Annotated in this window: 11 protein-coding genes; 3 read left to right on the top strand and 8 right to left on the bottom strand. The window is 44.3% G+C overall.

Going from position 1 to position 12736, the window contains the following annotated elements:
• Nucleotides 1-44: 44 nt before the first annotated feature.
• The 4 genes from LZG74_RS01855 to LZG74_RS01840 all read right to left on the bottom strand — a co-directional run bounded on the left by LZG74_RS01855 (nt 45) and on the right by LZG74_RS01840 (nt 2368).
• Nucleotides 45-356, bottom strand: a complete 312-nt coding sequence (locus LZG74_RS01855) for a hypothetical protein (protein WP_233794950.1) — start codon at nt 354-356, stop codon at nt 45-47.
• A complete protein-coding gene (locus LZG74_RS01850) occupies nt 350-1150 on the bottom strand; it encodes a hypothetical protein (RefSeq protein ID WP_233794949.1) in 801 nt (266 codons plus the stop codon). Before LZG74_RS01850 ends, LZG74_RS01855 begins: the two co-directional genes overlap by 7 nt.
• An 88-nt stretch (nt 1151-1238) precedes the next feature.
• Nucleotides 1239-1709, bottom strand: coding sequence for an RNA polymerase sigma factor (locus LZG74_RS01845; RefSeq protein ID WP_255699088.1), 471 nt, complete (start codon nt 1707-1709; stop codon nt 1239-1241).
• A gap of 86 nt (nt 1710-1795) precedes the next feature.
• The gene (locus LZG74_RS01840) at nt 1796-2368 is read right to left on the bottom strand and encodes a hypothetical protein (RefSeq protein WP_233794947.1); all 573 of its coding nucleotides are present in this window, start codon (nt 2366-2368) and stop codon (nt 1796-1798) included.
• A 130-nt stretch (nt 2369-2498) separates the two neighbouring features.
• Between LZG74_RS01840 and LZG74_RS01835 the strand changes: the two genes are divergently transcribed.
• Entirely contained in the window at nt 2499-3101 is a 603-nt protein-coding gene (locus tag LZG74_RS01835) for a Crp/Fnr family transcriptional regulator (protein WP_026629277.1), read from the top strand.
• Nucleotides 3102-3216: 115 nt separating this feature from the next.
• Here the strand turns inward: LZG74_RS01835 and LZG74_RS01830 are convergent, their stop codons facing one another.
• A complete protein-coding gene (locus tag LZG74_RS01830) occupies nt 3217-3687 on the bottom strand; it encodes a hypothetical protein (protein ID WP_233794946.1) in 471 nt (156 codons plus the stop codon).
• Between the two features lie 180 nt (nt 3688-3867).
• A complete protein-coding gene (locus LZG74_RS01825; RefSeq protein ID WP_233794945.1) occupies nt 3868-4791 on the bottom strand; it encodes a DUF6268 family outer membrane beta-barrel protein in 924 nt (307 codons plus the stop codon).
• A gap of 438 nt (nt 4792-5229) precedes the next feature.
• On the opposite strand from LZG74_RS01825, the gene LZG74_RS01820 reads away from it, so the two are divergent.
• Entirely contained in the window at nt 5230-6657 is a 1428-nt protein-coding gene (locus tag LZG74_RS01820) for a T9SS type A sorting domain-containing protein (protein ID WP_233794944.1), read from the top strand.
• 55 nt (nt 6658-6712) lie between these two features.
• Here LZG74_RS01820 and LZG74_RS01815 read toward each other — a convergent pair whose 3' ends face one another.
• Nucleotides 6713-7561 carry a neutral zinc metallopeptidase gene (locus LZG74_RS01815; protein WP_233794943.1) on the bottom strand — a complete coding sequence of 283 codons (849 nt, stop codon included), beginning with the start codon at nt 7559-7561 and terminating at the stop codon, nt 6713-6715.
• Nucleotides 7562-7664: 103 nt separating this feature from the next.
• On the opposite strand from LZG74_RS01815, the gene LZG74_RS01810 reads away from it, so the two are divergent.
• Nucleotides 7665-8243 (top strand): O-methyltransferase, encoded by a 579-nt coding sequence (locus LZG74_RS01810; RefSeq protein ID WP_233794942.1) that lies wholly within the window; start codon nt 7665-7667, stop codon nt 8241-8243.
• 58 nt (nt 8244-8301) lie between these two features.
• Here the strand turns inward: LZG74_RS01810 and LZG74_RS01805 are convergent, their stop codons facing one another.
• Entirely contained in the window at nt 8302-12612 is a 4311-nt protein-coding gene (locus tag LZG74_RS01805; protein ID WP_233794941.1) for an FG-GAP-like repeat-containing protein, read from the bottom strand.
• Nucleotides 12613-12736 lie beyond the last annotated feature (124 nt).

Below are 12736 nucleotides of genomic sequence, written 5' to 3'. Positions count from 1 at the left end.
AGTAGAACAATTCTCATATGGCAATTCAAGCCATAAGTAAAGCATTACCAAACCCGAAATCTCAAAAACAACTGCCCGTTCACTTTTCGAATGGGGTATTTCGGTGAAGCAGAAAGATTGCTCAGGGGCGCCAAAATATTGATTCCTGCTTGGAAACGCCCCACCTTATACGAGAGGCCTGCTTTGAAGTAAAAAATATCTTGATTCAAATAGCGCCCGGTCTGTTCCGAACCTTTTAATGTAACCAGTTCCGGAGCTAACAGTTCGCCTCTTCCGTTCACAACCTGCTCCTGCACCAGCGCTCCTGAAACGCGGCTATAAGCAACGCCTGCCCCGATCGTAAAGTGATTTACCAACTCATACTGATATTGTAAAGCCAGGTTAATGCTGGTTTTTTGGTGCTGTCGATACTCGTGAAAAGGAAATCAGTATGCTTCAACGGCGAAATCAAGTTCCATTCAAGTCCTGCTTCGAAGGACTTTTTGCGAGGTTCTTTCGGAATGTTCATTGTAATGACTTTACTGGCTTGCGCGCCTCCTTTTACTTTGGCTGAAAAACCCGGGTCATAGGAAGAAGGTCTAAAGGGCAAAGATTTGATTTGAAATAACGCAGCAATTTCCCAACGTCTATCGCCTTCCGTCGTGGCGTTAATGTTGCCGGAATCCCCCCCCGGATACTTGGCTATTGTTTCCCGCCTCTCTGTTTTATAAGCTCTTTGATCAACTTTTTTTGTTTTTACAATTGTTCCCGTTGTTTCAACTTTTCCACGTTCATTGCTTTCTCGAGTCTTAGCACCTGTTTCAGTATCAACATCTCTTTCGGTTTTAACACCTGTTTGAGTTTCAACGCCTGTTTCCGTTTCAACAGCTCTTCCTGTTTCAACACCTCTTTCCGTTTGAATGCCTTCCAGACTTATGTCACCTTTACCAACTTTTTCTATTCCCCTATTGTGCTGACCCGCAGAAATGTCCTTGCTGGCTAGCTTTTCATTTTTAATAGAAACCTCTTTTTTATCATTTTTTAAAAACAAAACCACTCCAACGCTTACAATCCCAACCAGGATCAGCACTGAAAGCAGCTTGAATGTGTTTCCCTCGAAGATTTGCTGCAATTTTCCAGCAGCCGGAGTTGCATTAAGCATATCGTTCATCTTTCCCCACGCGTCGTCGGCCGGAATTTCCGGATCGGGCAATTTCCCGGAGAAAAATTTGTCGATATTTTTGTTTTTGTTTTTCACATCAAAAGATCTTTTCAAAAATTATTTTCAGCTTTTTGCGGCCTTCGCTCAAATGCCATTTCACCGTGCCATCAGAGATATCCAGCGACTCCCCGATTTCCTTAATGCTAAAACCATCCAGATAAAATAATCCGCAAACGCGCCGGGTTGCCACAGGTAATGCAGATAAATAGACGATCACATCCGACGCGGTCAGCTTGTCAAATGGATTCTCTGCGGATTCGAAACCCATCTTATCGTCAAGCTCGTCGTAATCAAACTGCTGCGTTTTCTGATCCCTGAGCTGGGTAAGGGCCGCATTTCTCACTGTTGTGTAAAGCCAATTAAAAAATGCTCCTTTTTGATCGTCGAACTGGTCAATATTTTTGAAAACCTTCAACATTCCATTATTAATGGCTGTCAGGATCTCATGTTTGTCGTCAAAAAATTTACGGCATAACGCAAAAAGCACAGGATAAAACTGGCGATACAGCTTCTCCTGGGCTTGGGTTGTTCACAAGGTTGGGTAACTAATTAAAAAAGTCGAACATTAATACACCGCGGCGGGCTTACCGAATGTTAAAACCTGATACTAACTCCACCATTAACCAACCCTTTGAAGCCATAACCCAACTCGACAAAACCGCCGACGTCTTTTCCGACCCGCACGCCAATGGGTGAATAATGCAGCGTGGGTGCCATATAGGATGTGTCAGAAATACCGTCATACTCATTGGTCCAGGAGCCAAAAAAACCTGCGCCCACAGAAGAATACAAATTAACCCTTGGCCTTTTCAAATAAAAGAAACTGGTTTCGACAGCAATTGCTAATGTTCTGGGACGAGGACCGTTATCTATCCATTTAAAAAAGCGGGTTTCATACGCAGCTGCATTATAGGCACCGCTCGCACCCAGTGAAAATCTTTCGGAAAGATGATATTTGTAACTTAATGAAAATGCAAAATCATTCACCTCCTTGTCAGGCAGCCGGCCGGATAGCGCTATAAAGAACACTGTAAAAATTTCGGCGGCGACATCTTCTGTGGGCATAATGCCGAAACCTATTGCGAGCTCACTTTTTCCTTTGTCCTGCGCAAGGCACGGAATAATGGTGCAGCTCAAAAATGCGATTTGTAAAAGTAGCGTTCTCATGGTCAGGTTTGATTAAGGATGGAAAGGGCAATAGGATCATCGTTTATGTCCTGATCAAAGTAACTCGAATGATATTAATTTATATCTTGTCCTGCGACATAGATATACGTTGTTCTACGACAAGATTTTGATGAAAGCCAAAGAAGAAATAAAGCCCCTGGACCGCATACTCGAGGCCTCGCAATTCATGGTGTCCCAGGAAGTAAAGGAGCGTTTCACTAAAAACCTGAAACGTTTCATGATCCCCAAAGGGCGGATCCTGGTCGATCTCGGGCAGGTGAGCCCTAATCTTTATTTGATCGAAAAAGGAGTGATGCGCACTTACTATTTGCGCGGTTCGGAGGACATTACTTCACTGCTGGTTGCGGACGGAGACATTGTCTGCATTGCCGAAAGTTTTCTGTTGCAACAATTATCAAACGAAGTGCTGGAAACGCTCGAAGATACGATCGTATATGCCATAGGGTACGATGCTTACAGGAAGCTCGTGGAAGAGGACGCGTACATGGCCGGACTGGCTGTCAAACTGCTCGAACAGCATCTGATTAATTTCACAGACCGTGTTAAAGTTTTTAAATATCTATCTGTTGAACAGCGTATTGAACATTATGTAAATCAACCTTCGTCACTATTCCGCCGCATTCCAGATCATTATATTGCCACTTATCTCGGCACAACTCCGGCAACATTCAGCCGCTGTCTTAAAAGTATTCAATTTGATAAAAACCGCTGATCTATTTTGTAATTACCAGTGACATTTAAAGTAGAAATACACTAAAAAAGCCGTAATCAATCCTGCGATTCATTACGGCTTTTTTTCAGTAATAACTTGAAAAACTGCAAGGCTATTAACCTTCCTGCTCAACAGCTTTTGGCTTACGGCCACGTGGCTTTCCGGTGTAAGCTGGCTTTGGTTCAGAACTTGCCAATGCTAATTCGTAACCTACAACGCCATCTTCGTAATGGAATGGTGTTGCCGTAAATGTGTATTTTGTAGTGTCAAAAGCGACGCCGCCTTGTTTCAAAATAATAGCCAGCGGAATCACATATCCTCGGCCACTTTTTACCAATTCAAATGTATCTGTATCATCAGAAGAAGGAATCAGATATACCGTATTGATCTTTCTTTTCCCCTGATCCGTTCCGATTTTGAATCGTGTTGCATCCGCTTCAATTCCTAATTCTTCAAGAGCAGCAACGGGAAGAACAATTTTACCTGTTGCGGAAATGTAGCCGGCAGGTTTAGCCTTTGATTTGATTACCTCACTTTTTGGAAGGTTTTCCTGAGGTGAAAAAAACTTAATTGATTTAGCTTTCATAAAATATGAATTAAAAATTAGCGGTTATGTCCGGTGAAATTAATCATTATAATTTCTATAAAAAATTCAGGCTAAATAAACATCCCGAATTCACCGGAATCAACATTAACCCAACTAATTAAATCCGAGGTATAAATAACCGGAAATATCAACTAAGTAAACTATAATTACATAAACGATTTACTTTCTTCTTTTGAATTTGGGAGGCTGAACATAAAGTTCAATGGTGCCCGCAAATCCCGAAGTCTGCACGGGAACTGCGCCTTCAATTAAACGGTTGGAGACATTCTGACGATAACCCGCGAATAGCTCAACACCAGCATAATTGCCGATCTTACGGTTATACGACATGCCCAAATCAATGTCTACCCGACGGCAAACGCCGAGCGCATCGCTGTTGAATTGGTGAAGATAATAGGTCCGGCTCACTGCCTCGGATTTCAGGTAAATGATATCAGAAGGCGAAAGGTTTTTCCTGAAAGCGATCTTCTTGGGAAGCATCATTTCCAGTCCGGAATTTTCAGAAAAATTGTAGTTGAAAATCAGAACAGGAAGCACCGTAACCCTGAAACTCTTGTTCATCATTACACCAAAACCCACTTCTTTATTAGCGCTTTTCCTGCGCAGGAAAGAAGCAGATAATGTATAGTTAATAGGAATCTCCGACCAGAACAACCGCCCGAAATCGCCGCTTTTATTAATATGTGAAGTAAATACAAGCCACGAACTGCTATCTAATTTAACCACCGAATTAAGGTCCAGCGCAAATGTCCGCAAATTCCAGCCTTCCATATGGCTTACCGGATTTTCACCCGTGCTTTTAAATTCAAGCTGTTCTGCGCGATAATTGGGACCGAGCAGCACAGCCATTTTTTTATTATGAACAAGCGGGACCCATGCACGCATGAAATATTCTTCCTGCGTAAATCTTTTGGTATCCGTCCCATTAAAGCGGTATGTTTTACCGGGCGCATGCGTGTGACGGAACGTTAACCATTTTGATGGTGCCATTCCTTCAAGTCCGGGTTTAAGCGATTGGCACACAGCGTGCGCGCTCAGCAATGTGAGTATAATAAAAAATGGCCCGGGACCGCGAAACTGCATAAATTACTAGTTATGAGCTGGTAACGAAAATGGATTTCCAATAAGTTCCGGGCGGGAAAGTTGGGCACACTTATAAATTTTGTATTTTCGGATTCAGTTACATCCCCACTCAGCTTTCCTTCAAGTCATCACTTCAAAATGGACGAAAATCGGCCATTTCATAATTCCTGTTTGCACATTAAAGTCGAGAAGAATGATTAAGATCTGTACACTACTATTAACGCTTGTAATCAGTCCGACTTGTTTTGGACAATGGAGCCCGTACCACGATGTAAATAATGCGATTTGCATTACGCCTTTGATCCAGGGTGGAATTAGTCAATCGGACCCTGAAATGACGAGTGATGGTGACGGCGGGGCAATTATTGCGTGGATGGATAGTCGGGATACATCTTCGCACATATACGCGCAACGAATTGACAAAAATGGTTTTGTTAAATGGCAGACCAACGGAGTGCCCATTTGTATCCCCGGGATGCCATCACCGGTATTTATGCGCAACATGTTAATTCCTCGGGAACAACGTTGTGGCCAACCAACGGTAAGCTAATTATTCCGTCGCCGAAATACTATATGTCACATAAGATGGTCGATGATGGAAGCGGGGGTTTTATCACTCCCTGGTCTGAATTTGGCATTGACTTCCATCAGAACTTCGTCTTCGCCCAACGGGTAGATTTCTCGGGGAATATTTTATGGCCATCCGGTGGCGTTCAGATTGTATCCCCCACATACTATCCGGTACAACCAGCGTTTGTAAGTGATGGCTCTGGTGGCGCTTTCCTGACTTGGTATCATACAAAGAATCAATCTTTTGTTACCCGTATATTTGCCCAGCATCTCTTGGGGAATGGCACGCTTGTAAAACCAGATGCAACGATCATCTGTGATGCACCAGTGGGGTCCAGAGATCCACAACTTGTGAGTGATGACAACGGAGGTGCCATCATCACTTGGACGGATTTGCGCTTCGGTGATGGATCTAGCAATGAAAGTATCTATGCGCAGCGCATCAATGCCGGAGTAGATGCATTATGGGCAGTGAATGGAATAAATGTTTCGGTACACAAGGGATATTACGCTCTTCCAAAAATTGTGCATGACGGTAAGGGAGGTGCTATCATTATTTATAATGAAAAAGACCCTTATGGGATTCGCGGTGAACAAATGCAAAATATATCCAGTACAGGGAAACTTTTATGGAATACACTTCCCATAGCACAGTATAAAAGAAATCCCCAATCATTGAGGATAATCAGTAACGATGACAAAGGAGCTATTGTAGCCTGGCTGGATGATCGTAAGAACGCTGCGGGAATATACGCCTCGAAAATTTTTGAAAATGGCTCTCTTCCTGTTTCGCTTGTAACGTTTGAAGGTAAAGCTGAAAACAGCCAATCCAACCTTACCTGGTCGACTTCTTCTGAAACGGATAATAAAGGATTTGAGATAGAAAGAAGTATGGATGGCCGGGCCTTCACGAAAATCGGTTACGTTGAAGGACGTGGCACTTCTGCGGAAATGCAATCGTATCGTTTTGTGGATTATGCACCCTTGAATGATAAAAATTATTACAGATTAAAGCAGTTGGACCGGGACGGAAAATTTGAATATTCTTCAATCATATTTATTCAACATTCAGTTCAGGAAACGTCCAAACTATACCCTAATCCTGCTACAAACACATTGTTAGTAAATACGTTGGATTTCCGGGGTGAGATTTCAATTCTCGATATCATGGGTCAAATTGTGAATAAAGTGAGTGCAACAGCAGACGAAACAAGCCTGAATGTAAGCCATCTTTTGCCTGGTTTGTATCTGTGTAGATTTGGGAATACAACACAGCAGTTTGTTAAAACAAAATGAGTTGGATAATGCTCCGATTATTCCAACTCATTTCAAATTCCTATTTATTACAATTTTATCTGATATCCTCGTATTTCCCCTGGTTCAAATCGCCGGTTTCAAACCCTTTCTTGAACCAATACATTCTTTGTTGTGAACTTCCATGCGTAAACGCATCAGGGACAACGTAACCTTGCGATTCCTTTTGGAGCTTATCGTCACCGATGGCGTTGGCCGCGGTTAATGCTGCTTCCAGGTCACCCGGTTCGAGGATATTTTCCATTTGCTGCGCATGGTTAGCCCAAACGCCTGCAAAAAAATCTGCCTGAAGTTCGAGCTTTACGGACAGCTTGTTGTATTCTTCCTTACTGATCCGGCCACGCTGCTCTTGCAGCTGCCCCGAAATTCCCATTAAATTCTGCACGTGGTGCCCTACTTCGTGTGCCACAACATACGCCACCGCGAAATCGCCCGGCGCTTTGAACCTGTCGCGTAATTCATTACAAAAGTCAAGATCGATGTATACTTTCTGATCGGCCGGGCAGTAAAACGGCCCCATTGCAGAAGATGCGCCGCCGCAGGCGCTTTGCGTTGCGTCTTCGAACATTTGCAAGGTTGGCTGCTCGTACTGTGCGTCATTGGCCTTGTAAATCTCGCCCCAGACATCCTCTGTGCTACCCAAAACAGCAGAAACGAAATCGGCCGTTTTATCATCGGGAAGCGGTCCTGGCGCGCGCGTCTGAGCAGGCTGCTGGGTTTCCGTCCCTTGCAGATTCCCTAAAATCTCGCTGGGATCCTGACCGGTTAAGAGTCCAATTGCCAGCACGATGATCATTCCGATCCCGCCGATCGCTACTTTACCGCCTCCGGACATTCCCCGGCGGTCTTCCACATTGCCGCTTCTTCGTAAATCTTGCCAACGCATATTTTCTGATGTTTGAGATGCATGGAAATCAATAAAAACCATGCCAATATACGTCGGTGATAATTATTGCATAAGTTTAGGATGTAAAACAAATATGCCGAAAATGAACCAGGAAATTAACCATCCATTACCCAAGGCTTATGTTTCCATCGACAATGCTACAAAAGCATCCGGCTTTACCATGGCATCCGACATTAAGACCTGTTCTTTGCTTAAAACATTAGCCGCTTCAAAACCAGCTGGCAAATTCCTGGAACTCGGAACAGGCACGGGACTATCCACAGCCTGGATCCTCGACGGCATGGACAGCGATTCGACATTGGTTTCGATTGACAATGAGGCTCAGTTCCTGGCCATTGCAGAGGACCATTTGGGCCAGGACCCCAGGCTAACATTAGCATTGACCGACGGCGAAGACTGGGTCAAAAATAACCTCAACCAAAAATACGACTACATTTTCGCCGACACCTGGCACGGCAAATACCTGATGTTAGAAGAAGTGCTGGCCATGCTAAACAAAGGCGGCTATTACATCATCGACGATATGCTCCCCCAACCCAACTGGCCCGAAGGCCACGATCTAAAAGCCATTAAGCTAATCGAAGATCTTGAAAAAAGAACAGACCTGGTTCTCACGAAACAAGTCTGGGCAACGGGCATTGTGATTGCGGTAAAAGTCTAAATAAAGATCCCGGTTCCAAAAAGTTTCGGAACCGGGATCAGCATCGTAAACGCTGCTTTTATTTTTTAATCATGTGAAAGGATTTATTCCCAAGCTTGATCAGATAGCCACCCGGAATCAAGCGACTCACATCAACGCTTTTAATGCCCTTTTCATTTTTCTGAGACAATATTTCTTTTCCTGAAACATCGTAGATTACAATTTCTGTATTAGGCACTTCTGAATCAATGTTCAATGTGTTCGACACCGGATTAGGAAATAAACTTGTCTCTTTTCCTTCCAATGTAACTGCTTTGATCGAGCTGTACGCAAAGGTTTTGTCCCGGTCCACCATTTTCAAACGATAATAGTTTAAACCAAGTTGAGGCTTGAAATCCACGAAGCTGTATGCATTCGGCTTTTTGCTGTCACCAGCAGAATAGACCATTCCTATTTGCTCCCATTTTTTACCATCTTCGCTACGTTGCAGCTCGAAATAATCACTGTTCACTTCTGTCGCTGTTTCCCAGGTTAAATCAACCTGCTTTTCGACTGCTTTTGCATCAAACCGGACTAGTTCAACAGGCAGAATGCCTGGATCCGCAAGATTGGAAGAACTCGCATATCGCCAGGGCCCGTACACCTGGCCTGTGATGGCCAATACCGGACTAAATCGAACGCGCGCCCTGACTCTATTCAAGAAATCTGTTTTCGTAACGAGACTTTTCAGTTCCGTTTCCGTTGTTTGCAGATCGGTAAGGTTACCCTGGCCTGAAAACTGCGTACTGTTTGTGATCGGACTGGCCTGTGAAAAACTCTCCCCCTGCCCGATAATCTCCCAGACCAACTTCCCTTTATTTCTTCCCAAAAATGATTTCGCAAATAACCCTATTCCAAAATCGTCTATCCCGAGATTGTCTTTATTAAGATTAGTGCTCAGGTCGCTGTTGTATAGGTTGAGGTTTGCTCTTATGGCCGGATCGAAGCTGATGCCAATGTTAGACCCATTTCCATGATAGATAAATCCGAGACCCGTTCCATTATATTTCGGAGCTCCTGCAATTACATCTTCAAACCCGTCGCCGTTAACATCGCCTGCTGCGGACACCGAGTAGCCCATTTCAGAATTAATTTGATTCCCGCCAATGACCGTGGCCACATTGGTAATTATTCCTGTTTCAGAACCGTGGTAAACAAGTATTGCTCCCTCTTTACCCTGATCATCCGTGTATGCGGGTGAACCCACAAGCACATCTTTATATCCGTCACCATTCACGTCTGCAGCACTTACCGATGCGCCCATTAATGCGTCGGTCTGATTGCTTTCCAGAATGGTTGGAGTTAAATATTGTATCCCAGTTTGTGCTCCATAAAATACCGCCGCAGCACCTTCATTACTTTGTCCACTATCGTAATATAAAGAGCCGATCACTACATCCGAAAAACCGTCCCCATTGATATCTCCCGCACCAGCAACATCCCAACCCGTCCAAGCTTTAGTTTGATTGAGTTCTAATAAAGTACCAATATTTTTAAGGCCAGTTAAACCGCCATAGAAAACAAATGCACCACCTTCTTCTTCAGTTAGGGGATTGCTAGTGTATTTATATGCACCTATAACTACATCATCATAACCGTCGCCATCAATGTCACCTGCCGAAGAAACCGAGTTACCCATTTCTGCTCCTGTTTGATTTCCTTCGAACACAACCCCAGGCCCATTTGCAATTCCATCTTTTGATCCATAAGAGATTAGGAAGGCTCCCTCATTGAACTGAACGCCGTCATCATAGAATGGAACACCTACGATCACATCATCGAAACCATCAGCATTTACATCTCCCGCACCAGCAACTGATTTGCCTGCGTGAGCGCTTGCTTTTGGAAGATAGACAATGCTAGGAATTGCTACAGACAATCCCGCTGGCGAGCCATAATATACAAATCCAGCTCCGGTGTCACTGATCCCTGACATATTATACTGATGTGCACCGATGATTACATCATCATATCCATCGGCATTTACATCTCCCGCAGCAGCAACGGAATGTCCAAAATGTGCCAAGGCCTGCCCCATGGAAATAATTAATATTGTCCCTAAATCGACGCCCTTTTGATCACAGCGATAAAGGAAAGCAGCACCTTCATTATTTGCTCCATTATCATAAAATGGAGCGCCAACAATGACATCATCAAATCCATCGCCATTCACGTCACCGGCTTTGGAAACGGAAAATCCCATTTCTGCGTCCACCTGACTATTGAGTATCACCTTACTGGCATTCATTTCTACACTCGCAGCTGAGCCATGAAACACCAATGCGATGCCCTCGTCAATCGCAGATTTATCATAAGATGGTGCACCCACAATTACATCACTGAACCCGTCACCATTCACATCACCTGCGCTTGCAACAGAAATCCCTAACTCAGCTTCTGCTTGCCCACTCGTTATAAACGATTTCGCTTTTAAAGTTTCATCTGCCGAACCGAAATAGATATGTGCCCAACCTTCCTGCACATTCGCACCATTGTCCCTATACGGCTCTCCCACAATTACATCGCTGAATCCATCACCATTTACATCTCCCGCACACGCAACGGATCTACCAAATGCCGCACCTGCCTGGCCGCCCTCAATAATTACCTTTGCTTGGTTTTCAATTCCTTTTCCTTCCCAGGAAGCAAGGTATACACTTACAGCTCCTTCGCCGATCTGCCCATTTGTGTAATTAGGTGTTCCAACCAGGATATCGCTGTAACCATCACCATTCAAATCACCTGCGCTACTGACGGCATATCCGAATTGTGAGCCATCTTGCGTACCCAAAAGAGTCATCGACGGGGTCGTCTGAACTCCGGACGGTGCACCTGAATAAATAAAAACAGCGCCGTTGTCTGTTGCAAACAGGTTATCATACATATACGCTCCAATGGCAATATCACTAAAACCGTCACCATTCACGTCACCTGCGCTGGCGACCGACGATCCATAATACGAAATGCCCTGATTGGATTCGAGAGTGGTTGCCGGGGTTGTTGAAATCCCTGCTTGTGATCCCATATATATGAACACTCCTCCCTCATCATCCTCACCATTACTATACCCTGGCGCTCCGACGAGCACATCACTAAAACCATCTCCATTGACATCTCCCGCACTGGCAACCGATTTACCAAATTCAGCAGTAGGAAGATTTGATTCAATCTTGACACCTGTAAGGTTTATGCCCGCTGCCGAACCGTAGAAAATATACGCAGCACCCTCACCTGCCTCGCCATTTGCATATGCATAAGAACCAGCAATGACATCGCTAAATCCATCCCCATTTACATCACCTGCACCTGAAAGCGATTGTGCGAAGTAAGCATCGCCTACTTTATTGTCACCTATACATAAGATACCATTCGGATTAACCCCTATTGAGGAACCAAAATAAATAAAGAACGCACCCTGGTCTTTTTTACCAGAGTCAAAGAATGGTGCACCAACTATTACATCACTATATCCGTCGCCATTTACATCCCCTGCACTGGCAACGGATTCCCCTGCCTGTGCCCCTTGCTGCTTTCCAGCCAATTGCACATTCGCATTACCCGGATTGCCATAGCTAACAATCGGGTCAATGGTTATTGGGAATGCTGCGGATGAGGTGTTTACGGCTATTTGTACAAAGCCTCCTTTGTAGGATAATTTCGCGGGCAGGTCCTTTCCGTTTGCGTCCCAGCATTTCAGTCCGTCATACGTGAGCTTATCGTTCGCGTCCACGTTTCCAGAATAGAACGCCAGCTTGTTGTTCTGCAAATCTTGCACAGTCAGCCCCTCCGCCATCATTCTTACTTCCAGTTGCTTTGTGCTTTTCGGAGCGTTTTGAATGATGAAGTTCTGCCTTATACCAGCTTCGCTGTTGATGTATTCCTCGGTCAGAATGCCTTGTTTTAACTGGATCTTATTTTCGGAAATAATGGCTGCGGTATCGCTTTTCGAGACTGGCAGCTTTTGATTATCGGCGTAAACGCCCTCGGTCATTAATGTCAGATGGAAGTTATGGCCTGCTGAATCGACACGGTTCTTAACTGTAAATGTTCCCGGTTTAAAATAAGCCCGCAGGTTTTGTTTCCGGTTTGGACTTTGCGGAATGCCTGTTGCAGGGTCTTTGGTAACATGATATTCCCTGGCTGCAATGCTGCTGTAAATCGTTTCCAGCGCGCTATCCGGAATGCCTGCAGATTCAGAAGGTTTGTCATTTTTGAAATCAACATTACTGAAAGGCTTTTCCTGTAATGTTGATTTCTCAGACAAATTTTCCCTGGTAAATTCATGCTGCAGCGTGACGCCGCAAGCTATCGATAACAGCATTAAAGTGCCGCACAAGTAATTTTTCTTCATTCCACCTGACATTAAAAGTGTTAGCAAATCTGTTTTCCACCTTGGCCCGAAGACCTTGATTTGTCACAATTTTAAGATTTGCATCACGCTTTTAACATTACATTGAATAACCGGTGGAAGCTGG

The sequence above is a fragment of the Dyadobacter sp. CY327 genome, assembly GCF_021390415.1.
Classification (GTDB): domain Bacteria; phylum Bacteroidota; class Bacteroidia; order Cytophagales; family Spirosomataceae; genus Dyadobacter; species Dyadobacter chenhuakuii.
Note: the sequence above shows the minus strand (reverse complement) of the source record. Positions and strands in the feature narration are given on the sequence as shown.

What these genes read in the sequence shown, in the direction of transcription:
- LZG74_RS01850 (WP_233794949.1), bottom strand. Translation starts at nt 1,150, where the DNA reads ATGAACGATATGCTTAATGCAACTCCGGCTGCTGGAAAATTGCAGCAA.
- LZG74_RS01840 (WP_233794947.1), bottom strand. Translation starts at nt 2,368, where the DNA reads ATGAGAACGCTACTTTTACAAATCGCATTTTTGAGCTGCACCATTATT.
- LZG74_RS01835 (WP_026629277.1), top strand. Translation starts at nt 2,499, where the DNA reads ATGAAAGCCAAAGAAGAAATAAAGCCCCTGGACCGCATACTCGAGGCC.
- LZG74_RS01830 (WP_233794946.1), bottom strand. Translation starts at nt 3,687, where the DNA reads ATGAAAGCTAAATCAATTAAGTTTTTTTCACCTCAGGAAAACCTTCCA.
- LZG74_RS01825 (WP_233794945.1), bottom strand. Translation starts at nt 4,791, where the DNA reads ATGCAGTTTCGCGGTCCCGGGCCATTTTTTATTATACTCACATTGCTG.
- LZG74_RS01820 (WP_233794944.1), top strand. Translation starts at nt 5,230, where the DNA reads ATGGCAGACCAACGGAGTGCCCATTTGTATCCCCGGGATGCCATCACC.
- LZG74_RS01815 (WP_233794943.1), bottom strand. Translation starts at nt 7,561, where the DNA reads ATGCGTTGGCAAGATTTACGAAGAAGCGGCAATGTGGAAGACCGCCGG.
- LZG74_RS01810 (WP_233794942.1), top strand. Translation starts at nt 7,665, where the DNA reads ATGAACCAGGAAATTAACCATCCATTACCCAAGGCTTATGTTTCCATC.
- LZG74_RS01805 (WP_233794941.1), bottom strand. Translation starts at nt 12,612, where the DNA reads ATGAAGAAAAATTACTTGTGCGGCACTTTAATGCTGTTATCGATAGCT.